The 25,098-nt window shown below is 42.2% G+C and carries 18 protein-coding genes; 14 read left to right on the top strand and 4 right to left on the bottom strand.

The annotated features are described in order from the left end of the window. The first annotated feature begins 9 nt into the window (after positions 1-9). The 8 genes from Q0486_RS07565 (at position 10) to Q0486_RS07530 (ending at position 14,703) form a co-directional block, all read left to right on the top strand. A complete protein-coding gene (locus tag Q0486_RS07565) occupies positions 10-2,058 on the top strand; it encodes a hypothetical protein (protein WP_299231730.1) in 2,049 nt (682 codons plus the stop codon). A gap of 13 nt (positions 2,059-2,071) precedes the next feature. Further along, the gene (locus Q0486_RS07560) at positions 2,072-3,907 is read left to right on the top strand and encodes a glycoside hydrolase family 2 TIM barrel-domain containing protein (RefSeq protein ID WP_299231728.1); all 1,836 of its coding nucleotides are present in this window, start codon (positions 2,072-2,074) and stop codon (positions 3,905-3,907) included. Positions 3,908-4,034: 127 nt separating this feature from the next. Continuing rightward, positions 4,035-6,263 carry a glycoside hydrolase family 3 N-terminal domain-containing protein gene (locus tag Q0486_RS07555; protein ID WP_299231726.1) on the top strand — a complete coding sequence of 743 codons (2,229 nt, stop codon included), beginning with the start codon at positions 4,035-4,037 and terminating at the stop codon, positions 6,261-6,263. Positions 6,264-6,286: 23 nt separating this feature from the next. Beyond that, positions 6,287-7,144, top strand: coding sequence for a glycoside hydrolase family 16 protein (locus Q0486_RS07550; protein ID WP_299231724.1), 858 nt, complete (start codon positions 6,287-6,289; stop codon positions 7,142-7,144). 15 nt (positions 7,145-7,159) lie between these two features. Further along, positions 7,160-9,577, top strand: a complete 2,418-nt coding sequence (locus tag Q0486_RS07545) for a glycoside hydrolase N-terminal domain-containing protein (protein WP_299231722.1) — start codon at positions 7,160-7,162, stop codon at positions 9,575-9,577. Between the two features lie 76 nt (positions 9,578-9,653). Beyond that, the gene (locus Q0486_RS07540) at positions 9,654-10,781 is read left to right on the top strand and encodes a TlpA disulfide reductase family protein (protein WP_299231720.1); all 1,128 of its coding nucleotides are present in this window, start codon (positions 9,654-9,656) and stop codon (positions 10,779-10,781) included. A 306-nt stretch (positions 10,782-11,087) separates the two neighbouring features. Further along, a complete protein-coding gene (locus Q0486_RS07535) occupies positions 11,088-13,439 on the top strand; it encodes a hybrid sensor histidine kinase/response regulator (protein WP_299231718.1) in 2,352 nt (783 codons plus the stop codon). Further along, positions 13,420-14,703 (top strand): sigma-54 dependent transcriptional regulator, encoded by a 1,284-nt coding sequence (locus Q0486_RS07530; protein ID WP_299231716.1) that lies wholly within the window; start codon positions 13,420-13,422, stop codon positions 14,701-14,703. Before Q0486_RS07535 ends, Q0486_RS07530 begins: the two co-directional genes overlap by 20 nt. Before the next feature lie 3 nt (positions 14,704-14,706). Here the strand turns inward: Q0486_RS07530 and Q0486_RS07525 are convergent, their stop codons facing one another. The 4 genes from Q0486_RS07525 to mobA all read right to left on the bottom strand — a co-directional run bounded on the left by Q0486_RS07525 (position 14,707) and on the right by mobA (position 19,177). Continuing rightward, complete coding sequence (locus Q0486_RS07525) at positions 14,707-15,120, bottom strand: hypothetical protein (protein WP_259003810.1); 414 nt, start codon at positions 15,118-15,120, stop codon at positions 14,707-14,709. Positions 15,121-15,408: 288 nt separating this feature from the next. Next, positions 15,409-17,445, bottom strand: coding sequence for a conjugal transfer protein MobC (mobC, locus tag Q0486_RS07520; RefSeq protein ID WP_299231714.1), 2,037 nt, complete (start codon positions 17,443-17,445; stop codon positions 15,409-15,411). 62 nt (positions 17,446-17,507) lie between these two features. Continuing rightward, on the bottom strand, positions 17,508-18,770 hold the full coding sequence (gene mobB, locus Q0486_RS07515) for a conjugal transfer protein MobB (RefSeq protein WP_299231712.1): 1,263 nt from the start codon (positions 18,768-18,770) through the stop codon (positions 17,508-17,510). Further along, the gene (gene mobA / locus Q0486_RS07510; protein WP_299231710.1) at positions 18,755-19,177 is read right to left on the bottom strand and encodes a conjugal transfer protein MobA; all 423 of its coding nucleotides are present in this window, start codon (positions 19,175-19,177) and stop codon (positions 18,755-18,757) included. Before mobA ends, mobB begins: the two co-directional genes overlap by 16 nt. 735 nt (positions 19,178-19,912) lie before the next feature. Here mobA and Q0486_RS07505 point away from each other — a divergent pair. From Q0486_RS07505 to Q0486_RS07480, 6 genes are all read left to right on the top strand, one after another. Then, positions 19,913-20,665, top strand: a complete 753-nt coding sequence (locus tag Q0486_RS07505) for an AAA family ATPase (RefSeq protein WP_087211078.1) — start codon at positions 19,913-19,915, stop codon at positions 20,663-20,665. A 5-nt stretch (positions 20,666-20,670) separates the two neighbouring features. Next, the gene (locus Q0486_RS07500) at positions 20,671-21,108 is read left to right on the top strand and encodes a DUF3408 domain-containing protein (RefSeq protein ID WP_087211075.1); all 438 of its coding nucleotides are present in this window, start codon (positions 20,671-20,673) and stop codon (positions 21,106-21,108) included. 1 nt (position 21,109) lies between these two features. Further along, the gene (locus Q0486_RS07495; protein ID WP_299231704.1) at positions 21,110-21,769 is read left to right on the top strand and encodes a DUF4122 family protein; all 660 of its coding nucleotides are present in this window, start codon (positions 21,110-21,112) and stop codon (positions 21,767-21,769) included. An 88-nt stretch (positions 21,770-21,857) separates the two neighbouring features. After that, positions 21,858-22,250: a DUF4134 domain-containing protein gene (locus Q0486_RS07490; RefSeq protein ID WP_363317983.1), complete on the top strand. Its 393-nt coding sequence runs from the start codon at positions 21,858-21,860 to the stop codon at positions 22,248-22,250. A gap of 3 nt (positions 22,251-22,253) precedes the next feature. Beyond that, complete coding sequence (locus tag Q0486_RS07485) at positions 22,254-22,577, top strand: DUF4133 domain-containing protein (RefSeq protein ID WP_299231697.1); 324 nt, start codon at positions 22,254-22,256, stop codon at positions 22,575-22,577. Beyond that, on the top strand, positions 22,574-25,093 hold the full coding sequence (locus Q0486_RS07480; protein WP_299231695.1) for a TraG family conjugative transposon ATPase: 2,520 nt from the start codon (positions 22,574-22,576) through the stop codon (positions 25,091-25,093). The genes Q0486_RS07485 and Q0486_RS07480 overlap by 4 nt, the downstream gene beginning before the upstream one ends. The last annotated feature ends 5 nt before the right edge of the window (positions 25,094-25,098 follow it).

Here is a 25,098-nt window from a genome sequence, read left to right as displayed (position 1 = left end):
ATTCATTATATGAGAAAAATCAATTGTTATATTAGAAGTCTTGTTGTGATAATTCTTATACAATTTTTTCCTGTATGGTGCTTTGCACAGTTTTATATAGATAAGGGAAAGATGAATCCTGTGTGGATGCTGAACGGTAAGAATTTACTATCAGTACCGGAAGATGGCCTTTGGAGTATTGCAACAGAATGGGATGATAACTGGATGGGTGGATGGAAACATGCCCAGCCTGAGACCATGGAGCAAAGTGGAGAATGGATTATTGTCAGTGGAAAGATGGTGTTCCCTCATGGAAATTTATTTTTGCGTGATGCATATCGTGAGGAGGAAGGCGGAAGAGTGAGATGTAGACGCCGATTTGAATGGCAAGGTAATGATACCCTTTCCCATGTGAATTTGTCGGTAAGACTCCGTTTAAAAGGGGAGACCATGCAGGCTTTTATGCCAGGCATATTGTATTATGGAAACAAGAACGGTGCTAAGGTTAACCCTAATGTGATACCTGTCTATACAGGTAAACCTGGTGAGTTCGCTATATTTGAGGATCATCGCTTCCCTATGCCATTTGCGATGCTGGAGAATTCTAACGGAAAATATGCTGCTGCACTGCATACAACACCAAGTCCTGTCAGAGGAGCCGTGTTGGATGACCAGTGGTGGTCGATGGGTGTTGAGGCAGGTAAGGGTTATACAGATTTCGTACTCTACTCTGGTCCTATTGGTTATAACATGAAACATGGTGTAGCCAAGGCTTTGCAGGCAACACCTATGGCTTATACAAATACCTATATAGACATGGAGCCAGGGCGCGTTATAGAGAAGGAGTTCTGTGTGGAATTATATTCTGTTGAAGCTGAAGGTACAGGATTCCAGAGACCATTGTACACATCATTGGACCTTTACAAGCCTTATAATGCAGAACCTTTTACGGACTTCAGTACTATTGTAAAGGAAAAGTACCGTTTCGCAAAGAACCGTTGGATAGATTTCGGAGAAGGAAATGAAGGCTTCAACATGTATGACCTGTCGCAAGGAAAATCCATAGTTATGGGATGGTGTGGCCAGGCTGATTCACCGGGATATGCCTTACAGTTGCTTGAAGATGATTTGGGTGACAATGGAATTTCCGATAAGATACAACGTTCGATGGATTTTCTGTCCACTTATCCTGTTAATGATGAAACAGGAATGTTCCCTGTAGTTTTCAACGGAAAGGAGTTCTTCGGTGGAGACCCAGTTTCATGCGGTCAGGCTATGTATAACTTTGCCAAAGCCATCACATATGCACGACAGACGGGGAACTACAAAACAGAAAAGTGGGAGGACTTTCTTTGTCAGTGTTGTGACGGACAGAGTCGCAGAATACTGGATGATGGATGGAATCCGCGTTCTACGGCAGAAGCCTTTCTTATAGCTCCCCTTGTCATGGCTTACAGACTCTTTGACAATGAGACCTACTTGGATGCGGCAAAGAAGGCTGCACAGACTTTTGCCGACAGACATCTGACTATGAACGGTTGTTACTGGGGTGGAACACTGGATGCTACTTGCGAGGATAAAGAAGGTGCATGGGCTGCTTTTCAGGGATTCCTGGAATTGTATGAACTGGAACGTACTGATAAATATCTCCAGTGGGCCAAGCATGCCATGGATGTATGTCTGAGTTATGTAGTGGTTTGGGATATCCCATTGCCAGCAGGCAGGATGGCTGATTACCATTTCCGCACAACAGGCTGGACTGTTGTCTCTCCTCAAAACCAGCATATTGATGTATATGGCGTTCTCTTTGCACCGGAAGTATACAAGATGGGAATATATCTGAATGATGACAGACTTAAGAAACTGGCTGGCGTTATGTACCGTTCATGCTTCCAACTGACAGATGTATATGGTTCACAGGGAGAACAACTACAGCAGACAAACTTTGCACAACGTGGAGATATGAGCAATGTACATAAGTTGCGAGGAGGTTATTCTGAAGGATGGACGGTATTTTGGATTACAGCCCATTTCCTGAATGCGGCTGCAAAGTTCAAGGAAATGAATGTAGAACCCTAATTGATAAATTTTCATGAAAAGAGTATTGATTTGTGTCGTATTGGCTACTGTATTTTTTCTGTCTTCAGCTTGGGGACAGCGAAATGAATATCCAAGACCTCAGTTTGAGCGTACCGAATGGATAAACCTAAATGGAACCTGGACATGTAAGATTGATCCGTCTGGTGTGGGTATTGAGAAGAACTATAAGGAAGCAAAGGGATTCGACCAGAAGATAATTGTTCCTTTTTCTCCTGAAAGTAAATTGTCGGGGGTGGAATATACTGATTTTATAGAGCATCTGTGGTATCACCGAATGCTGGACATTCCATCTGAATGGAAGGACAAGAGAATAATGCTGAATTTCGGAGGAGTATATTATGAATCTGAAATCTATGTGGACGGTAAATTTATTGACAGACATTTTGGTGGAAGCTCCTCCTTCTCTGTAGACCTGACTGATTTTGTCACTCCAGACAGTGAACACTCACTTGTGGTATATGTAAAGAGCGACTTGAGAAACAGAATTCAGCCAGCTGGTAAACAGTCTACCCGCTATTATTCGCATGTATGCAACTATACCCGTACTACAGGTATATGGCAGACAGTGTGGATGGAAGCAGTTCATCCAAAAGCGATAAAGACTGCCCAGGTTGTAACTGACATTGATAATTCACGTGTAGTCATCCATCCTGAATTCTATGGTTTGGGAAAGACCAGATTGAGAGTTACGTTAAAGGAGAACGGTAAGATTGCAGCCCAGGAAACTAGTCTGGCTACAGAAAACTCTCCTATGGTACTTAAAGTCAGGAAAGCCAAACTGTGGAGTCCTGATTCACCTTTTCTTTATGACCTGGATTATGAAGTACTGGATGAGGAAGGAAAAGTTATTGATAAGGTTCATTCATACACCGGTATGCGTAAAATTCATTATGAAGGTAACAGGCTGTACCTCAATAACCAACCTTTATATTTGAGGATGGTACTTGATCAGGGATACTATCCCGAAAGCCAATGGACTGCGCCTTCAGATTCAGCCTTGAGGAATGATATAATGCTTGCCAAGGCCGTGGGTTTCAACGGTGCAAGGTTGCATCAGAAAGTTTTTGAAGAACGTTTCCATTATTGGGCAGACAAGTTGGGTTATCTTACCTGTGGTGAAATGAACAGTTGGGGTTTGGATTATAATCTGCCTATTGCCACTACTGTCTTTCTTCCTGAATGGATGGAAATAGTTAAAAGGGACAGAAATCATCCTTCTATCATTATGTGGGTTCCTCTGAATGAGCAGAACAATGTAGATAAGGTAAATTTTCCACGTTTCTCGTCACAGCTTTACGATGCTACCAAACTTGTAGATCCTACTCGTCCGGTTCTTACAAATTCCGGTGGTGCCCATTACAAGACTGATATAGTGTCTTCCCATCTTTATATCCAGGATTCTGCTTCACTGCATAAGGAGTTGTGGAATGACGGAAAACTGTTCCCGGGACATCGTTTCAATGAGGACCCTAGAGTCCTGTATAATACCGGATCTAACTTCCGATACGATACGCATGAGACTCGCTGGATGGTATACAATGGCAAATGCCCTTATCTGTTTGATGAGTTTGGTGGAATATCGTTTAATACCAAACAGTCTGGTTGGGGATATGGCGGATCGTCCAGTGAGGAGGATTTCTATAAGAAAGTCTGTTCATTGGTGGATGTAGTGCTGAATATGTATCCTTTTGTAGGTGGTTATTGTTATACACAGTTGACAGATGTAGAACAGGAACAGAACGGATTGTATTATTATGACCGTACACCTAAGTTTGATATTAAGAAGTTAAATGATATATTTAGAAAGTCTCCTATAGAATTGGAGTGATAAAATTCTCTCTTTGAATGTGAAAATGCTCTTAAAATTAAGTTTGGAAGAATATTAGCATTGTTTGCTATAATATACAGATGGTCTTTATAGATGAAATTTTAGTTTTGCAAAAAAAATAACGACCATGAATAAGAATAGTATTTTTACGATGTTATTAATGGGGCTGATTGCAGGAAGTTGCAATCAGCCTCCTGTTGTGAGTTATAGAGTAGTAGGCCCTTATGCAGAAAAAGTAGATTCTGTGTTGAAACTTATGACACTGGAAGAGAAGATAGGTCAGATGAACCAATATACTTCAGATTTGCAGGCCACAGGTCCAAGTAGAAAAGATTCTACTAAACTTGATCAGATAAGACGAGGAAGAGTCGGTTCGATGCTGAATGTGAAAGGTGCATCAAATACACGACATTTTCAGGAGGCTGCAATGGAATCGCGTCTGCGAATTCCGTTACTATTTGGTTTGGATGTTATCCATGGAATGCGTACAATTTACCCTATACCGTTGGCCGAAGCTGCGAGTTTTAATCTTGACCTCATGGAACGTACAGCAGCAGCTGCTGCAAAAGAAGCTTCTTCCGAAGGCATACATTGGACGTTTGCTCCTATGGTTGATGTGAGTAGAGATGCACGCTGGGGGCGTGTAATGGAAGGTGCTGGAGAAGACACATGGTATGGCTGTCGTGTAGCAGAAGCCCGTGTACGTGGTTTCCAGGGAGAATCATTGGCAGATACAACCACTATACTTGCTTGTGCCAAACATTTTGCAGCTTATGGAGCCTGCATTGGTGGAAGAGATTACAATACCGTTGATATATCCAAGATTACACTGCATGAGGTGTATCTTCCTCCGTTCCGTGCTGCAGTGGATGCCGGAGTGTCTACTTTCATGAATGCTTTTAATGAAATGGATGGAATACCCGCTACAGGGAATACATATCTTTTGCGTGATATCCTTAAAGGAGATTGGAGTTTTAATGGATTTGTAGTGTCAGACTGGAATTCCGTAGGTGAGATGGTCAATCACGGTTTTGTAGCTGACCTCAAAGGGGCTGCATATAATGGGGTGACTGCCGGATGTGATATGGATATGGAGTCACGTGCCTATACATCTCATCTTGAGGAGTTGGTTAAGGAAGGTGTTGTAGACGAATCGTATATTGATGATGCAGTCAGGAGAATATTGCTTAAGAAATTTGAACTTGGCTTGTTTGATGATCCTTTCAAGTACTGTAGCGAAGAAAGGGAAAAAAGGACAGTCCTTTCTGATGAGTTGAGACAGGTGGCCCGAGAAGCCGGGGCATCTTCAATAGTACTCTTGAAAAATGAAGGAGAGGCTTTGCCTCTGGATAAACCACGAAATATTGCTGTTATTGGAGCCCTGGCCGACTCAAAGATTGATATGTTGGGAAGTTGGGCTATGGAAGGAGTCAAGGACGAGGTAATTACTGTTGTGGAAGGTATAAAGAATAAGTTCAAAAACAGCAATGTTACTTATTCTGAAGGATATGACCTTGAAACAAATGAACTGAAACTTAATGACGCTTACCGTGCAGCTGCCAATGCTGATGTAGTAGTGGTTGCAGTTGGAGAAAGGGCCTATCAAAGTGGTGAGGCGCGTTCTATGGCACATATTGATGTTCCAAAAGAGCATCAGAAGATTGTAATGGATCTTAAGAAGAAGGGTAAGAAAGTTGTTGTTCTTGTTATGGGAGGACGTCCGCTTGTGTTCAATGAACTTGAACCTTATGCCGATGCAATACTTATGACATGGTGGCTTGGAACGGAAGCCGGTAATTCAATAGCAGATGTCTTGGCCGGAGATTATAATCCTTCCGGTAAATTGCCTATGACATTCCCGGCTACTATAGGTCAGGTGCCTATCTATTATAACTACAAGAATACAGGACGCCCTAGCCAGTCAGGCTTTATGAGTTATACGTGCGGTTATCTGGATCAGGACTATCGTCCGGCTTATCCTTTCGGATACGGACTCAGTTATACCTCGTTTGAGATATCCGAACCTGTTACTGACAGAAACACTTATAAGATGGGTGAATCTGTTTCATGTAAGGTTGTTGTAAAGAATACCGGGAAATATAGAGGTAAGGAAACTTTACAATTATATATACGTGATCTGGTGTCTTCTGTAACAAGACCTGTAAAAGAACTTAGGGGTTTCCAACAGATAACACTCGAACCGGGTGAACAGAAAGAAGTAAGATTCAGCCTTGAAAAGGAAGACCTGGGATTCTATAATAAGGATTTGAAATATGTGGTTGAGCCAGGAGATTTTGAAATCATGGTAGGTAACAGTTCTGATAATGTTAAGAAATGTATTATATCATATAACTGATTTATACTTAAAAGAAATTGTTTATGAAGAAAAGTGTAGTATTAGCCCTTTCGATGGCATTTGTTGCTGCAGCATGTTCTCAAAAGAAGTCTGATAATAGTGTGACAGAATATAAGGGATATGAACTGGTCTGGTCTGACGAGTTCGACAAGGACGGAATAGTGGATGAACGTTATTGGGGGTATGATGAAGGGTATTGCCGCAATAATGAACTTCAGGATTATAAAAAGGCTGATTCCAAATATGCAAGAGTTGAAAACGGACTGCTGGTAATAGAGGCGCATAAAGATTCTCACATGGGTGTGAATAAATGGACTGGTGAGCCATACAAGTTTGAATATTCTTCAGCCGAGGTAAAATCACTTAAGACCATCCCTATGAAATACGGCAGGATTGATGTTTCTGCCAGAATTCCTATAGGAAGAGGTGTGTGGCCAGCTATATGGATGATGCCATTGGATAACAAGTATGGTGGTTGGCCTCATAGTGGTGAAATTGATATTATGGAATATGTATATGGAGACAGTATTCATAACCAGGTTTTCTCTACAGTGCACACCACTGATATTGATGTAAACAAGAACTATATCAGTTCAGGGCTGGCATCATCGGAGACTTTGGATTCGGAGTTTCATTTATATTCTCTTGTCTGGGATGAAGATTATATGGAAATCCTGTTTGACAATAATGTCGTCTTTACATATAGACGTGATGAAGGAGCATCACCGGAGAAATGGCCCTTTGACCAGCCTTTCTATCTGATACTGAATATTGCAGTAGGAGGAGGATGGGGTGGTATATGGGGAATAGATGAAACTATTTTCCCGGTCCGTATGGAGATAGATTATGTAAGGTATTATCAGAAAATAACAAACAAATAATTCAATTAAAACAGTATGAAGGCTAACGCTTTGTCCATAATATCATTGACGGCATGTCTTTTCATGTCACCAAAAAACGCTTATTCGAGTAATGATAGAAGTCTGGCTCTGCATTATGACCGTCCTGCAACCTATTTTGAAGAAGCCTTTGTTATAGGTAATGGAAATCTGGGAGCAACAGTTTATGGTCAGACAGAAAAGGAATGTATTTCATTGAATGATATAACACTATGGACAGGCGAGCCTGAACATACTGGCACTGCAGACGTTGACAGAGAAGCATTATCCGAGATACGTTCATTGCTTGACAAAGGGGATTATCAGGCTGCAGACCTGTTACAACGTAAGCTTCAGGGGCATTACAGTCAGAACTACCAGCCGCTGGGAACTTTGAAAATTGATTATTCAGGTGATTGTGGCTCGGTAACAGATTATTACAGACAACTTGATATCAGTGAGGCTATAGCGAGTGTGTCTTATGTCAATAAAACAGACCGTATAGAGAAGACATATTTTGCTTCTGCTCCTGATTCTGTAATTATAGTAAGGCTGAAGTCTGACAGTAAATCCGGAATATCCGCAATCATTTCATTCGATTCCCAGTTGCCGCATTCTTCTTCGGCTTCTGATAATGAAATAAAGGTACATGGATATGCTGCATATCATTCATTCCCTAATTACTGGGAGGACAAGAGCATGAAATACGATCCGGACAGAGGTATTCATTTCAGGACACAGATTAGGGTCAAGCATTACGGTGGAGATGTGAAAAGTTTCCCTTCAGGATGCCTGAAGCTTGATAAATGTTCTGAGGTGGTAATATATATAACGAATGTTACCAGCTTCAATGGATTCGACAAGGATCCAGTAACCGAGGGTCGTGACTATTGTAATATGGCACAGCGCAGAATTGATGCTGCATATGAAAAATCATTCGACGAGTTGAGAGACAGGCATGTCTCGGACTATAGATACTATTTTGACAGGGTTGAACTGGAACTTGGTTCAACGGAAAAACGAATATCTGAATTGACAACAGACAGGCAGCTTCTGCTTTACTCTGATGAGAAACAATATAATCCTGATCTGGAAGAACTGTATTTCCAGTATGGCCGTTATTTGCTGATATCATGTTCACGCACCCCTGGAGTTCCTGCCAATCTTCAGGGATTATGGAATGAAAGCATACTTCCTCCGTGGAGCTGTAATTATACTACAAACATTAATCTGGAAGAAAACTACTGGGCAGCAGAAAGTGCCAATCTGAGTGAGATGCACAGGCCTCTGTTGGAATTCATATCCAACCTGAGTGTCAACGGTAAAAATACTGCAAAAGATTTTTATGGTGTTGATAACGGGTGGTGTCTTGGACATAACTCGGATATATGGGCCATGACATGCCCTGTAGGCTTGCAGAAAGGAGATCCTTCGTGGGCTTGCTGGACAATGGGAGGAGCATGGCTTTCGACTCATATATGGGAGCATTACCAGTTTACGAAAGACAGGGATTTCCTGAAAGAGAATTATCCTGCATTAAAGGGTGCTGCTGAATTCTCTATGAACTGGCTAATAGAGAAGAACGGTTTTCTGATGACTTCGCCAGGAACATCGCCGGAGAATAAATACGTTACACCTGACGGATATGTAGGTGCTACTTCTTATGGCAATACATCTGATATGGCAATAATCAGGGAATGTCTTATTGATACCAGAAAGGCAGCAAAGGAATTGGGGACAGATAATGTTTTAGTTAAGCGTATAAATGAGGTTCTGGAAAGACTTGTACCATACCAAGTGGGGAAAAAGGGGAATTTACAGGAATGGTATCATGACTGGGAGGATGAGGATCCCAAACATCGTCACCAGTCGCATATGATTGGTCTTTATCCAGGACATCATTTATCGCCTGTTGGTACTCCTGAACTTATGGATGCATGCAGGCGTACTTTGGAGATTAAAGGTGATGAGACTACAGGCTGGAGTACCGGATGGCGCATCAATCTTTATGCACGTCTGCATGAGGCTCAGAAAGCGTACAATATGTACAGGAGGCTGCTGCGCTATGTAAGTCCGGATGGATATAATGGCAATGATGCCCGTAGGGGAGGTGGAACTTATCCTAATCTGCTTGATGCACATTCACCTTTTCAGATTGACGGAAACTTCGGGGGATGTGCAGGAGTAATTGAAATGATTATGCAGTCTTCTTTGGAAGAAATTAATTTATTACCGGCTTTACCTGATGAGTGGAAGAATGGACATGTGAAAGGAATATGTGCCAGGGGAGGTTTTGTGATTGATATGGAATGGAAAGATGGTAAAGTCACATCACTTTATATTAAGGCAAGGACTGATGCAAGAACAGTATTAAAGTACAATGGTAAAAAAACTAAAATAGCCCTTAAGGGCGGTGAGAAAAGAAAAATACTATAATTTGATTTCTATATATTGTAAATGTGAGAATTTATATCTCACTATTTACTATATAACAATTTATTTACATCTAAATATGAAACTTATTATTACATTATCAATTCTAGGGCTTATAGTCACTTCCTGTTCTATTCAGGATACATGTAATGTTACCGGAGAAATTTCAGGACTTAAAAATGATACCTTGATTATTTTTGCTAATGATCCAGTAATCAACAAATCTGTATGTATTGATACGATTCCAGTTAAGGATAACAAGTTTTCAACCAATCTTCCTGATTCCATAATTCTATCAATAGGAATTTATGAAAAGTCATATGGGAATGGGGCCTTGAGAATGTCAGCTAATGAGTTCTTTACTTTGCTGCCTGGAGAGAAATTAAAAATTAAAGGTGACATAAACAACTTAAAAGCATATGGTACTGAGATTTATGATGAATTGGCAAAAATTGAGAGTATAAATGAGATAAAAGAGAAAAACATATTATTGGTAACAGACTTCCAAAAGTCTATAAGAAATAATAACAAAGAGGTTGCTGATTCATTGAGAAAGGAACTTGCACAAAACTCAAAGAACCTTAGTTTGAAAAAACTAGAATATATTAAGAATAATCCGAAATCATTAGCTTCCGGATTTTTATACACCAGCCTGATGATAGAGCATATAGATGAGGCTTCAAGATATCTTGATAAGAGTGTTAATAATGGACCATTGAGTAAGCTGATAGATAAGACTCAGGACATTTATAAAACAGAGATGGCCAAAAGAAAAGCAAAGGAAAACATAGTTCCAGGAAAGGATGCACCTGATTTTCTATTAAAGAATCTGAACAATGAAGACGTGACATTAGCTTCATTCAGAGGCAAGTATGCTTTGCTTGATTTTTGGGGTACATGGTGCGGATGGTGTATCAAAGGAATACCTGAGATGAAGAAATACTATGCCAAATATAAAAACAGGATGGAAATAGTTGGTATATGCTGTGGTGATACAGAAGAAAAATGGAGAAACGGAGTAAAGGAATTGGATTTGCCATGGACCAACCTGTATAATGGAATCGATAAGGAAATTACAACAAATTATGCCATATCTGGTTATCCTACAAAAGTTTTGATAAATCCAGAGGGAAAGATTGTTGAAGTATTCATAGGTGAATCTGAAGAACTATATAAAAAACTTGATGTTTTATTAATACATGAATAAAATGTAATTTACAATTTGTTCTAGATTATTATTTAAATAATTAAAGCTGAAAGTAAAATATATACAATATACGTATTAAACGAACGGCTCCGTTAATAAGAATATGAATTGATGCACTTCTGTTACTCTTTTTCCTAGTGTAACAGAAGTGTATATTTTGTAATTTGAAAGTAACAATTATTCATCAGGTAATTAATAAATATCTGAAATGTTCAATCTTTGTATCTGTATTATAAATGGCGTATTTAATATTCCTGATTTATGTTGATGTCTTCTACAATATGCGTAGGATATTTAAATTTTTATATGAGAAGAATATATTATAATTGGAGTTTAAACTTGTTATCTTTACCAAGTAAAATACTTATATTTTATGTTATTGAAATACTACTGATAGGATGTTTTTTTTCTCTGATAATTCATGAACGTTTGCGAGTAAATAAGTTGGAAACGATGATTTCTGATATAAATGTTGCTCGAAAATTAATTGGTGAAGCCCATTTGGAGATTACTAAACTGGCAACATATGGTGAGTCAATTATTTTAAGGAATGATATAGACATGGAAAAGTATCATGTCAAACGTACAAAAATAGACAGTTTGCTAAGAAATATTTCAAAGTATGTTCCTAAAAGTTTTGTAAGACCTGATCAGATTGATTCTTTATGTCTACTACTGGAATCCAAAGAATACCAATTGTACAACGTAAAAAAAGCTATTGCATTACAAAAGAAAAAAGACAGCGTTTTTATAAATAGTTTTCCTCTTGATGTGAACAAATATGTCCGAATAAAATCTGTACAGCGTAAAAAAAAAGGTTTGGCAGGTTTATTTGGTAAAAGAGAAAATGTTCAAGTACCATATTACACTAATAAATTCAAGGAATTAAATGAGGACTTGATTTCTTTTCGTAACACAACAGGTTATAATGTAGGTATATATGTTGACAGTATAAGATTGCAAAATAGGATATTGAATAATAAATTATCTGATTTTATTTCTTTTTTAGATATTCAGATACAAGATACATTTGACAAAAGTATAACTAATATATCGAATGCGCAGCAGGAATATTTTAATTCTTTTGTAAAAGTAATGTTTTTAATTATAGCATTATTTATTGTTTCTTTTTTTATTTTTTTTTCTGATATACGTAAAGAAGAGGAAATTAAATCTCGATTAAAACAGGTAATTCATGAGAATGAAGATTTACTTGAAATGCGTAAAAAAATTATGCTGACCGTTTCTCATGATATACGAGGCCCACTTGGGAACATTCATAATTGTGCTGATTTGGTTTCAGAGACCAGAGAAAAGAAGAAGCGAGAGATATATTTAAACGATATACGTCATTCATGTCATCATATTCTGCATCTAGTCAATAATCTATTGGATGCATACCGTATAAATGAAGCTGGTGAATTACGTAATGACATTCCATTTCATCTTGATCATTTCTTGCAGAGGATTTCAGATGAGTTTTCCCGTAAGGCAAATGTTAAGGCCCTTATTCTTTATGCACTTCATGAAAATTCAAAATTGACAGTAAAAGGAGATGCAGATAAACTTGAACAAATTCTTGATAATTTGTTGACAAATGCAATAAAATTTACACCGTCCGGCTCTATCCGTTTTTATACAAAATATTATGAAGAAAAGCTACATATTGAGATCTGTGATACAGGTATAGGTATGGACAATGAGACACTGAAAAGAATATTTGTTCCATTTGGACGTGCTGCTCAGAATATAAATTCTGAAGGTTTCGGTTTGGGTCTTTACCTTACAAAGGGACTTGTCAATGTCTTGGGTGGCACCATTGATGTTGAAAGTACACTCGGTAAGGGGACTATTTTCAGACTTCAGTTCCCTATGCCAGTAACGGAGGAAATTATGGAAAAGGATATTCCAGATAATAATCCGCTAATCCTTCTTCCGCAAAAAGTACTTGTTGTTGATGATGATCCGATACTACTTAAAATTACTGAAGATATGTTTGGCCGTAGAGGAATATCCTGTACAACCTGTATGAATGTAAGGGAGGTAGTAACAGCTCTCGGACATTCTGATTATGATATAATACTTACAGATGTACAGATGCCTATTATAGATGGTTTTGGTTTACTTAAACTGCTTCGTAATTCGGACATTGGTAATTCGAGGACAGTTCCTGTGGTTGTAATGACAGCTCGTGATGATACTAATACTGATATTTACGAGAAAGAAGGCTTTTCTGGATATATTCACAAGCCTTTTAATATCCGCACATTGCTTGGTTCTCTGTCATCTGTCATGCAACAGACCAAACAGTCTGATAAAGAAAGTTTTGATTTCTCTCGCCTTATAGAGAGTACGGATGATTATGGTTCTATGCTTTCTCTTGTTGTAAAAGGTTCAGGAAAAGATCTTGAGGAAATAGAATTGGCTATAAAAACTTTAGATCGTGAATCTATGAGAAAAACATTACATCGTATGATGCCTGTATGGGATATTCTTGGAAAAGAATATCTGTTACGTGACTTTTTAGAATTGTTACATAATACGAACTGTAGTGATAAAACTATTTGTGAACATGCCATTAAGATTATAGAATGGATTGGAAAATTAATTAAAGAAGCAGAAAACGAACTGAAAAAATATGAAAATACTGATAGTTGAAGATAATATGATACTCTGTGGTTTGATTGAAAAATGGCTGAAGAAAGCAGGTTACGATGTGGTTACAGCTACAGATGAACCTAGGGCACGTAATATTATCAAAAAAAATGAGATTAGTCTTATACTTAGTGATGTACGCCTGCCATTAGGAAATGGTATCAGTCTTTTGGAATGGATGATGCGTTCTAAGATGGAACACCCATTTATTGTCATGACAGATTATGCCTGTATTACGGATGCTGTCCGTGCTATCAAACTCGGTGCTAAGGATTATCTGCAAAAGCCTGTTCATCAAGAACAACTACTTGAATTAGTGTATAGTATGCTTAAGCAACCTGTTATTGTGCGTAAAGAACGTTCTTTTGTTGAACGTACTAGTGAAGCTGCCCAAAAAGTCGCTTCACTTGCCCGTCGTGTAGCTCCTTCAGATCTTTCAGTCATGATACTTGGACCGAGCGGAAGCGGTAAGGAAGTGATAGCCCAGATGATACATCATTATAGTGACAGACGTGAGAAGCCTTTTGTTGCCGTCAATTGTGGAAGTATACCTAACGATTTGCAGGCTTCTGAATTTTTCGGTGCAGTCAAAGGAGCTTTTACAGGAGCTGTTGCTGATAGGAAAGGACATTTTGAGACGGCCAATGGAGGAACCTTATTCCTGGATGAAGTCGGTAATATGCCGTATTCCATGCAGATTCTTCTTCTGCGTGTCCTTCAGGAAAAGGAGTTTAATCCGGTAGGAAGTGATAAAGTGAAACATACGGATGTACGTATTATTTCTGCTACCAATGAGGATATGAAAAAAGCGGTGGAGGAAGGTCGCTTTCGTGAGGATTTGTATTATCGCCTTGCAGAACTCGAAATTGTTCAACCGCCATTAAAAGATTGCAAAGACGATATTCTTCCGCTTGCCGAATACTTCAGAAAAGAACATTCCGGTAGAATTCATGTCAAAAATGAGGGATTTACGGAAGGAGCCAAAACATGTATGTTGAATTATGACTGGCCGGGTAATGTGCGGGAATTGAACGCAAAGATCAAACGTGCGGTAATTGTTGCGGATAATGCATTATTGGATGTTTGTGACTTGGGACTGGACAATGTAGATTGTAGTGACAATCCGGATATTCGTATCATTCAGGAAAAGGAAAGGATACGAAATCTGCTTGATAAAAATCATGGTAATGTCAGCAAGACAGCAGCGGAACTCGGTTGCAGTCGTACAGCCCTGTACAAGAAAATGAAGAAACTTGGTCTGAAGTAATCTTTATTCTTTAAGGCGGTATACCAGTCTGCATATATTGTTTCGGAATGTTTTGGACTCACGCAAAGTCCATTGTCCGAATTGAATCTTTCCGGTTATGTTTTTCCCGCTTTTGTATGATATTGGAAGCAAGTAAATGACCAGTTCATCTGCGAGTCGAAAGAGAAATACTCCACCGGCATATTCGGCACTTTTTTCGTCTTGTACTTTCATAAAGAAGGTACAGTTATTGTCTCGTCTCTCTTTTGCATCCATCAAATCAAGCATACCGTAATGCGGATACATGTTGAATGTAGCCCGCTCCTCCCAATAAGGGAAACCGTTCCGGTCTGTCCTGAGCCATTCCATCAGTTCCTCATTTTTATTCGGTAGAAATCCGTCCAATGTGACGGGCATAATAATCTGTACTTTTGCCATACCTCTATCTGTAAAAAAGCATGAAACCCATGTAGTTTCAGGTAGAGGCTCTGGTAAAGCCCAAACGATAACTTGCATGGGCTCACGCTATAGGGTATAGCATAAGCCTCACGCAATAGTCATCGTTTTTTGAAATTTACCAGATTCCTACCTGAGACTTCTTGCGACTTATGTATATAATCGACGGAAAACATCCCGTAATCCGCCGTTATGTTCTATTTCAAGTTCAAAGATAAGGAATGTTCCCTGAAAATCAAACTGATTCAGGATTTATTTGTCATTCTGTATCTATTCAGCTTTTCTTTTCTCATCTTCTGCACTTTCTATTCCCAGCCGTTCACATAGTTCCGGATCACTCTTGATACGTTCCATTTCATCGTTGATGATCGCCTGGGCATCCGCCTTTATCTGGTCATAATTACGCTGTATCTGCTGAAGCATGATGTCATTTCCTTCACTGTCCTTGAACGTGTTGATAACCGGGATTTTTTTATAAGCCTTTTCTTCCGCACTTACTTTGGCATGGTCCACGATAATTTCCGCATGGAAAATCTTCTGGTCTATTTTCTCCCCGAAATTGTCCGACACGGAACCGACAAACGTACCCTGTGAAAGGTTAGAAATTTTGGATGCTGGAATCAGTGAGTCCAGCTGGGTGTTGATAGATGTAGAGACATCCTGACGGTTGATGGATATGGACTGCCGTTTCTGTAAAATCTTTCCGAAGCGTTCGGAGAGTGTCTTGGCTGTTTCACCTACCACCTGACCGCTGAATATGTTGCCGACTGTATTTTGAATCACCTTGCTTTCTTTTTCACCGTAGTCACGGTTAAGCTGGCTGAAGTCCTGAAATCCCAGACAGACCGCCACCTTGTTGGAACGTGCCGTTGCTATCAGGTTGTCCAACCCTCGGAAATAGATGGTAGGAAGCTCATCTATAATGACCGTGCTTTTAAGCTGCCCTTTTTTGTTTATCAGTTTGACGATTCTGGAATTATATAGTCCGAGCGCAGCGGAATAGATGTTCTGTCGGTCCGGATTATTGCCCACACAAAGGATTTTAGGCTCCTTCGGATTATTGATGTCCAGAGAAAAATCATTGCCTGTCATGACCCAGTACAGCTGTGGAGAAATCATTCTGGTAAGCGGAATTTTCGCTGAAGCTATCTGGCCCTGGAGCTGATCCTGAGCCCCACCTTTCCATGCATCCATGAAAGGAGAAAGGTAGTTCTCCAGTTCCGGATAGGAAGTCAATATGGTAAACAAATCAGAGTAAGGTTTGTTCAGCAGTTCCACGGCATGAGGGAAGCTGCAATAGATACCGTTTTTGTATATTTTCAAATACCAGATTATAGCTGCCAGTAGGATAATCGGAGACTCTACAAAGAAGTCACCCTGTTTTTCAATCCAGGTCTTGTTCAAATTTAACATGATGGTATAGCTTGCTTCGTATGCGTCAGAGATGTCCGTCATGAACTCCGGATTGATGGGATTGCAGCGGTGTGAACGGTGCGGATCATCGAAGTTGATGACGTAGAAATGTGGCTTTACCTTGTATTTGTCCATATTGTGTAACAAGGTATTGTAGGCAATGGTGGAAAGGTCATCAAATTTATAATCATAGATATAGACACTGAAACCTTTGGAAATCATCTGTTTGATGTAGTTGTTTACCACTGCGTATGATTTACCGGAACCCGGTGTTCCCAATACGATGGTCGCACGGAAAGGATTGACCACGTTGATCCAACCGTCATTGAGCTTGCCGCCGTATTGGAATCTTGTGGGCAGATTGACCGAATATTCATTCTCCATCAGCCTTGTCTCCTGCATGAAGGATTCGTTTTCCATATTGAATACATCCTCCATCAGGTTATGTCTGTAAAGCCTGCTGATCCACAGTCCTGCCATGAGCAGGCATAGATAACCGGCTGCGAGTGTTACAACATACAAGGCCGTGACGGCTTCGTGCGGAAAAGGCAGGTCAAGCAACCACCAGTTCATAAAAAACAGAACCGCCCCGGCAGTAAGTACCGCCCATATACGCTGCCATGTAATCTTCTCACCCTTGACTCCGATGGTACCCATGCAGGATATGGCCAGCAGAAGCACTGCCATCAGTTTTGTCCAAAGGATACAGCCGAATATACCGGTTGTCCTGTCAAAGTTCATCAGTATCCGGTCTATGACGTCCAGATTCAGATGCCAGGCACTCATACTGGGATAGCAGTACACATAAACGTGGACTACCAGAATAAAAATACTGACTGCCCTGCCGAATTCCATAATCTTGGCAAGGGCTCTCAAATCGTCTTCCTGTTGCATAATAATGTATATGATTGTGGGGGAATCCGTTGTTCCCCCTGTTGTTGACTCATTTTGATTGATCAGATACCGCGTGATTTGCGTTTCTGTGGTTTCTTTTTCCGTTTCATGCGGCGACGGAACGCTTCTTCCTCGTAATCGACTGCCGGATTTGCCTCAAAGGAGAAGATGCCTGCCACCTGTTCAAGCGCACTGTTTTCTTCCATACGGTGACCGTACCGTTTCCAAAGTTCCTCCGGACCGGACTGTTGTCTCTCCTGCCAGGGTATTCCTTCCCACCAGCAGACAAAATCGTTGAATACGTTGGCGGAAAACTCCTTTCCCATACGTGAACCGTTGAACGCCTCGCGCCGTTCATGGTCTATGAATGTGACGCCATAGATACGTCCGGTATCGTTCCTTCTGAATACCACATCAATGTGCTCCTGTTTCAGCAGTTCCCTGAATTCCTGTTCCGATTTTGCGTTACGCATGGCCCATACGACCTTGCCGGATATGGCAGGAGCCCATCTGCCTTCCTTGAAGTCCTGTGTATGCCGTAACATACGTTCGGACAGTCCCGTATTTCCGAAACGCTTGCCGAACCTTGCACTTTTTATCGGAGGGCTGACCACTTTCCCACTATCATCTGTAGCCGAATAGATGATACCCGTATAGGGTGTTCCCTTGTATTCGCCCCGAACCTGGCGGGCTTCAATGTTCAGTGTGGAAAGCAGTGCGGAATACTCTCCGAAAGTCTGGAAACGGTAGCTTTCCAGTACGGCTTTCAGTGTGTTTCCTATCTGATGGCGTATATCCCCCTGTGAGACATCCACCTTTTTCAGTTCCGCTTTCGGATTCCGTCTTTCCGTATCCGCACTGTTACGCAGTCCGAATTCCTGTTCCAGTTCCCGGCAGGCTGTCATTGAACGGCGGTGTTCATAGGAGTCATTGATTTTCCTTCCTTCATCGTCAATGCATACACTCACGATATGTACGTGCGTGTTGCAGGTATCTCCATGTCTGTACACGATGAACGGCTGGTCACCATATCCCATTTTCTGCATGTATTTTTCTGCCAGTTCCGCCAGCCTATCATTGTCCAGCCTGTCTTCCGGTGCCGGACTGAGGACGATATGCAGGACTGGCTTGTCCGTCCTCCTGTTTGCCGTCAGATGGTTTTCAAATGAAAGGAGAGCCAGACGCATGTCCTCGCTCGGCAGTCCCGGGCGGTCGGAAATCATCCGGTGTCCGGAAAGGATTTCCGCCGTCCCCTGAAATACCTTTTCATGATTATAGGCCAGTGCCCCGTAAAGACTTGCCCCGTGACTTATCTTTGCAACCATTTCTTTTCATATTCTTTAGTTAAGGCCATAATCTGTTTGTTGAGCAGTATCAGTTCCAGGGTAGCTTTTTCAAGTTTGTAAAGCAGGGACATCGCCCTTTTTTCCCCGAAGTTTTTCTGTACGGCCCTTACGACCTGATTGTAATTGTTGCCTATTGCCTGGAACTGTCTGTAAAATTCCCCGAGCCGGATGTAATAGTCTATGGAAGCCTTGTCCACCTTGATAACCTTCAACTGTTCTGAAAAGATTGATTTCTTGATGAAGATTGTCCTGTCCCTTGCTCCGGATTCCAGAAACAGTTTCTCGAATTTGCTTTTCTCCTGCGAGTTCAGGCGGAAACTGTACTTGTAGTCCGCCGGATCAGTCTTCGTTCTTTTGCCTGTCCTTTTAGCCTGTTTTTTCTCCATGCTTTTCTGCTTTTGGGTTGTTTTGCTTTATCCGTCAGATTTTCCGACTTTGGAGGAAAATCCCCCGACCGTGAGGGAGGGCAAGTTGGTCTTTGTCGGGCAGAATACTTTCTGTCGGACAAAGACACAACTTGCTCTGTTCGTTTGAACAGAGAATCCACCTCCGGCGGATTGCTGCGCGACGTGAGCGGCGTGTTGCTGTCCGTCGGAAGATGTTCCAAGCCGTTCATCGGTTCTGACTTTGCAAAATTATAGCCGTGTAAACAGTTGTGAAATAGTGGATTGTATGACATATAACGACGCCTGATGACATCTGATGTCATGGTATCAGTTACATATTACCTGTATGATTGAAAGACCTTATTTTTGACATAGATTTTATTGTAACAAAGTGTTGCGATAATAAGATGTGATTGTAAGGAAACCATGTTATAACATGGCAATGATGTATTGAAATATTGATATGATAACATAACAACATAAGGAAATAACAACATAATGTTATAACAATACGTGAATATGTTTGTGTAGTATTATGTTCTTGTAATGTCCTCTCATTATAATCCTATCATATAATGTCAGTAGATTAATGTTTTAATGTAAAAATGCATTGTTGCTATGCTGTGTCATTATAGGGAAATAATGACATAAGGATACATTCGTGTGATACTGTATAATCATAAGAATGCAATATCTGAAAATGAATCTGAATATTAACCCCAAAACAAAGAAAGTATGAACAAGCGTCCGATTCTTGTCGCCTTCAGTAATCAGAAAGGCGGTGTGGGCAAGTCCACGGTAACAGTAGTACTTGCCAGTTATTTTAATTATGTAAGAGGTCTGAAAGTTGCTGTTGTTGACTGTGACTATCCCCAGTTCAGTCTGGAAAAACTAAGGGGAAGAGATTTGAAGAACATTGAAAAAAGCGAGTATCATCAGCGACTTTTCTGCCGCCAGTTTGAAGAGGGCTCCCGTAAGGCTTATCCAATTGTCACTTCTACTCCAGAAGCAGCCGCAGAGATTCCAGGCAAATTGGAAGGTGACTATGACCTGATATTCTTCGATCTTCCCGGAACGGTGAATTCCCGTGGTGTATTCGAGTCCGTCATGAACATGGATTTCATTTTCACTCCCATTGTAAAGGACCGTATGGTCATGCAGAGCAGCCTTTCCTTTGTATCGACCGTTCAGGATTTTATCGGACAGCATCCGGAAGCTCCCCTGAAGGACATACGTTTATTCTGGAACCGTATGGACAGCCGTACTTCAAAAGAACTGTATGTAATGTATAATGCAATAGTGCTACGTATGGGGTTGAAGGTCTTTGAAACCGTACTTCCGGATCTTGAACGCTTCAACAAGGAAATGACACCTTCTTCCAGACAGCATTTTCGCTGCACCCTTCTTCCTCCTTCCGAATCATTATTGAAAGACAGCCGCCTTGAAGCGTTTGCTCAGGAGATGGAACGTATCATATTTCCGGGATAAGAACTATGGCAAAGAAAAGAGAAATATTCAAAGTGGATGAGGATGTCCTAAAGGACATGATGGCCAGTGAATCCATCTCCTGTGGCAAGTCTGGGGGCGATGTCGGTGGAAATGTTGTTTTTGCTGCAGAAAAAGGGAAAAATGTGCCGGAAGTAGAGAAACTGGAACTGGAAAAGTCCCGCAAAACGATACGTGCTGACCCTGGATTAGAAAAGAAGGTGGAGATGTATAGGGAATTGTTTTTGGACAAAAGAAGGTCGGTACACCGGAAACAAACCTATATCAGCTATGATATGTATTGCAAGCTGGCACGTATCCTTCCTCTTTTAAGTGATGACATGAGTGTGCCTGCTTTTTTAGATAATGTGCTGACACACCATCTTGAGACTTACAGTAAAGAGCTCGGCGAGCTGTTTCGCCGTAAAACCCAAGAACCATTCTGATATGGAAGAACTAATATACCTCTGTGTACGAATTGTCTGTATAAGTTATTTGTTGTACAGCGTGTATGGCTGGAGAAAACATATTGAAATTATTTGTACTTTGCTTTATGCGAAACCTGTTTCACAAAAGGAGAGGGAAGAAGCTGCCGTAACGGAATCTGCGGTTTCAGATGCAGAAGTGATGGGAAGTACCCGTTATGTCTATTTGGACGAGAATGCCGGAAAGACTGCCGCTCCCTTCATGAGCCAGCCACTTGAAAGGAATTTTATCGGTGAAGAGGAGGATGTGCAGCAGGAAGATGTGGAATGCAACCTTCAACTGGAAAAGATGAAACTCCTGCAGGAAGTCCAGGAAGACCTTGATGCGGAGTCTCCCGAAGTGGAATCCGTATCACCTGTTCTGTCCAGCAGGGACATGGAAGTACTCGGCGAATATCTGACACATCAGGGTGAAGCCGACCATGAGAAGGCCATGCAAGCAGCCCGTGTCCTGTTCTCCATCAGGCAGACCAGCCTGATTGACGTGTTCCTTTCCAATATGGAGAATTCCGCGATTGTAGAGGAACTGATAGACAGGTATCTTGATGAGGACGGCAATCCCAGACCGCTTAAAGTAAAGGATGGGAATGAACCGTCTGACGAGTGGCGGAAATATATCTAACACCGATATATTCAGGCATCCCGGAAATCTTTTCGGGATGCTTTTTTTATGTCTGTAAGGCTTCCTGAATGACATCTGATGACATCTGGTGACACCTGATGACGGTGTTGTATCACAGCGGTTTAAGCCTTATATATTTGCAGCCGAATTCAAAATTTATGTCAAACCCCAAAATGATTCGACAATGAAGAGAAGAATCCTATTTTCAGTATTGTGTGTGCTGGCAGCGGCAGGTGCATTCGCACAGGGACAGGGTCTTGCCGGCATCAATGAGGCTACCAGCCTTATGACTTCGTATTTTGATCCGGCCACCAAATTGTGTTATGCCATCGGAGCGGTACTCGGTCTGGTCGGCGGTATCAAGACGTATGGCAAGTTCAGCAGCGGCGATCCGGATACGTCCAAGACTGCGGCAAGCTGGTTCTTCGCCTGCATCTTCCTGATTGTGGCCGCCACCATTCTCCGTTCCTTCTTCCTGTAAGCCATGGATTACCGTATCAACAAAGGAGCAGGCCGTCCGATTGAGTTCAAGGGCTTGAAATCACAGTACCTGTTCTTTTTTGCCGGAGGTCTTATATCGGTCTTTCTTGCGGTGGTTGTCCTGTATATGGCCGGTGTCAGCCAGCTGGTATGCCTGTCTTTCGGAGCAGTATCCGGTTCTCTGGCCGTATTGCTGACCTTCCGCATGAATGCCCGCTACGGTGAGCACGGGCTGATGAAGATGCTAGCCGAGAAACGCCATCCGCGCTATCTGTCAGCCCGTCGCAGAATATTCAGAGCATTAACCCAAAAGAAGAGAAAGAAATGAGAAGTGTATTGAGGGCCTGTGATCTGGAAGACAGATTCCCGATTTTGGCCGTGGAAAACAACTGCATCGTAAGCAAGGATGCGGACATTACGGTAGCCTTCGAGGTCGAGCTGCCTGAACTGTACACGGTGACGGCGGCGGAATATGAAGCCATTCACGGTACCTGGGTAAAGGCCATGAAGGTACTTCCAAATTATTCGGTCGTGTACAAGCAGGACTGGTTCGTCAAGGAAAACTACCGGAGCGAAGGAGACGGGACGGAAAGTTTCCTGTCCCGCAGCTATGAGCGTCATTTCAACGAACGCCCGTATCTCAGACACCGCTGCTTCCTGTATCTGACAAAGACCACACGCGAACGTGCCCGTCGCCGCAGTGATTTCAGTACCCTGTGCCGCGGCTATATCCTTCCCAAGGAAATCACGGACTGGGATTCGGTCGTGAAATTCCTGGAGGCGGTGGAGCAGTTCGAGCGTATCATGAACGATTCGGGGCATGTCAGGATGAAGCGTCTCAGAACGGAAGAGGTGGTCGGAACGGAAGAATGTCCCGGGCTGATTGAAAGATACCTGACTCTCGGTATGGAGGACACGCACCCCGTATTACAGGACATCTGCCTTGATCCGGAACGTATGCGCATCGGTGACAAACGTCTTTGCCTGCATGTGCTTTCCGATACGGAAGATCTTCCCGGCAGTGTGGGCACGGACATGCGCTATGAGCGCTTATCCACGGACCGTAGCGACTGCCGTCTTTCGTTTGCGGCTCCGGTAGGACTCCTGCTTTCATGCAACCATGTCTATTCGCAGTACGTATTCATCGATGACGCGCAGGAAATCCTGCAACGCATGGAAAAGACATCACGCAACATGCTGTCCCTGTCGAAATACAGCCGCAGCAATGCCGTGAACTATGAATGGGCAGAAATGTATCTTGACGAGGCGCATACGAAAGGGCTTGTTCCGGTACGGTGCCACTGTAACGTACTGGCCTGGGCGGAAGACGAGGAAGAGTTAAGGCGTATCAAGAACGATACCGGCAGCCAGCTTGCTCTGATGGGATGCGTACCCCATTACAACACGATAGATACTCCGGTGCTGTACTGGTCTGGTATTCCAGGCAATGCGGGCGATTTTCCGGCTGAGGAAAGTTTCTATACCTTTCTGGAACAGGCTGTCTGCCTGTTTGCTTCGGAAACGAATTACCGCAGTTCGCCCAGCCCGTTCGGTATCCGTATGACGGACAGGCAGAGCGGTGTACCGCTTCATCTGGACATCAGTGACCTGCCCATGCGCAAGGGAATCATCACCAACCGCAACAAGTTCATACTCGGTCCCTCCGGCAGCGGTAAATCCTTCTTTACGAACCACCTTGTCCGCCAGTATTATGAACAGGGTACCCATATCCTGCTGGTGGATACCGGAAACAGCTATCAGGGACTTTGCAGCCTGATTCATGACCGGACACATGGCGAGGACGGTATCTATATCACCTATGAGGAGGACAATCCCATCGCCTTCAATCCGTTCTATACGGATTCCGGGGAATTTGACGTGGAAAAGCGTGAAAGCATCAAGACACTGATACTCACACTCTGGAAACGTGAGGATGAAGCCCCAAGGCGTTCGGAAGAAGTGGCCCTTTCGGGAGCGGTGAACGCATACATCCGCAGGATAACGGAAAACAGGGATGTCAGACCCGATTTCAACGGATTCTACGAGTTTGTGCGTGATGACTACCGCCGGATGATTGAGGAGAAGAAAGTCCGTGAGAAGGATTTTGACATCGACGGTTTCCTGAACGTGCTGGAACCGTTCTACCGTGGCGGTGATTATGATTTCCTGCTTAATTCGGACAAGGAACTGGATCTTACCAACAAGCGCTTTATCGTATTTGAACTGGACAATATCAGCGGAAACAAGGTGCTTCTGCCCGTGGTCACGCTGATAATCATGGAAACCTTCATCGCCAAGATGCGCCGTTTGAAAGGTATCCGCAAGATGATACTCATTGAGGAATGCTGGAAAGCCCTGATGTCCGCCAATATGAGTGAGTACATAAAGTATTTATTTAAGACCGTCAGAAAATATTTCGGGGAGGCTGTTGTGGTCACCCAGGAAGTGGATGACATCATCAGTTCCCCTGTCGTGAAGGAAGCTATCATCAACAACAGTGACTGCAAGATTCTTCTTGACCAGCGGAAATACATGAACAAGTTCGACCATATCCAGCGGCTTCTCGGACTGACCGACAAGGAACGCGGACAGATCCTGTCCATTAACCAGGCCAACCATCCCGGACGTTTCTACCGTGAGGTCTGGATCGGTCTTGGCGGTACCCATTCGGCCGTGTATGCCACGGAAGTCAGCGATGAGGAATATGCCGTATATACCACGGAAGAGTCGGAAAAGCTGGAATTGCAGAAGCTGGCCAAGGAACTGGGCGGAAATCTGGAACTGGCCGTGAAACGCATTGCGGAAATGAGAAGGGAAAGGAAAAGATCAAACGGTAAAGCATGACGGTT

It is taken from the genome of uncultured Bacteroides sp., assembly GCF_937912035.1.
Taxonomy (GTDB): Bacteria; Bacteroidota; Bacteroidia; order Bacteroidales; family Bacteroidaceae; genus Phocaeicola.
The sequence above is the reverse complement of the archived record's forward strand: the minus strand, read 5'-3'. Positions and strand labels throughout refer to the sequence as shown.

Bases quoted from the DNA above. Each gene is read 5' to 3' on its own strand.
- Q0486_RS07565 (WP_299231730.1), top strand. From the start codon at position 10: ATGAGAAAAATCAATTGTTATATTAGAAGTCTTGTTGTGATAATTCTT.
- Q0486_RS07560 (WP_299231728.1), top strand. From the start codon at position 2,072: ATGAAAAGAGTATTGATTTGTGTCGTATTGGCTACTGTATTTTTTCTG.
- Q0486_RS07555 (WP_299231726.1), top strand. From the start codon at position 4,035: ATGAATAAGAATAGTATTTTTACGATGTTATTAATGGGGCTGATTGCA.
- Q0486_RS07550 (WP_299231724.1), top strand. From the start codon at position 6,287: ATGAAGAAAAGTGTAGTATTAGCCCTTTCGATGGCATTTGTTGCTGCA.
- Q0486_RS07545 (WP_299231722.1), top strand. From the start codon at position 7,160: ATGAAGGCTAACGCTTTGTCCATAATATCATTGACGGCATGTCTTTTC.
- Q0486_RS07540 (WP_299231720.1), top strand. From the start codon at position 9,654: ATGAAACTTATTATTACATTATCAATTCTAGGGCTTATAGTCACTTCC.
- Q0486_RS07535 (WP_299231718.1), top strand. From the start codon at position 11,088: ATGAGAAGAATATATTATAATTGGAGTTTAAACTTGTTATCTTTACCA.
- Q0486_RS07530 (WP_299231716.1), top strand. From the start codon at position 13,420: ATGAAAATACTGATAGTTGAAGATAATATGATACTCTGTGGTTTGATT.
- Q0486_RS07525 (WP_259003810.1), bottom strand. From the start codon at position 15,120: ATGGCAAAAGTACAGATTATTATGCCCGTCACATTGGACGGATTTCTA.
- mobC (WP_299231714.1), bottom strand. From the start codon at position 17,445: ATGCAACAGGAAGACGATTTGAGAGCCCTTGCCAAGATTATGGAATTC.
- mobB (WP_299231712.1), bottom strand. From the start codon at position 18,770: ATGGTTGCAAAGATAAGTCACGGGGCAAGTCTTTACGGGGCACTGGCC.
- mobA (WP_299231710.1), bottom strand. From the start codon at position 19,177: ATGGAGAAAAAACAGGCTAAAAGGACAGGCAAAAGAACGAAGACTGAT.
- Q0486_RS07505 (WP_087211078.1), top strand. From the start codon at position 19,913: ATGAACAAGCGTCCGATTCTTGTCGCCTTCAGTAATCAGAAAGGCGGT.
- Q0486_RS07500 (WP_087211075.1), top strand. From the start codon at position 20,671: ATGGCAAAGAAAAGAGAAATATTCAAAGTGGATGAGGATGTCCTAAAG.
- Q0486_RS07495 (WP_299231704.1), top strand. From the start codon at position 21,110: ATGGAAGAACTAATATACCTCTGTGTACGAATTGTCTGTATAAGTTAT.
- Q0486_RS07485 (WP_299231697.1), top strand. From the start codon at position 22,254: ATGGATTACCGTATCAACAAAGGAGCAGGCCGTCCGATTGAGTTCAAG.
- Q0486_RS07480 (WP_299231695.1), top strand. From the start codon at position 22,574: ATGAGAAGTGTATTGAGGGCCTGTGATCTGGAAGACAGATTCCCGATT.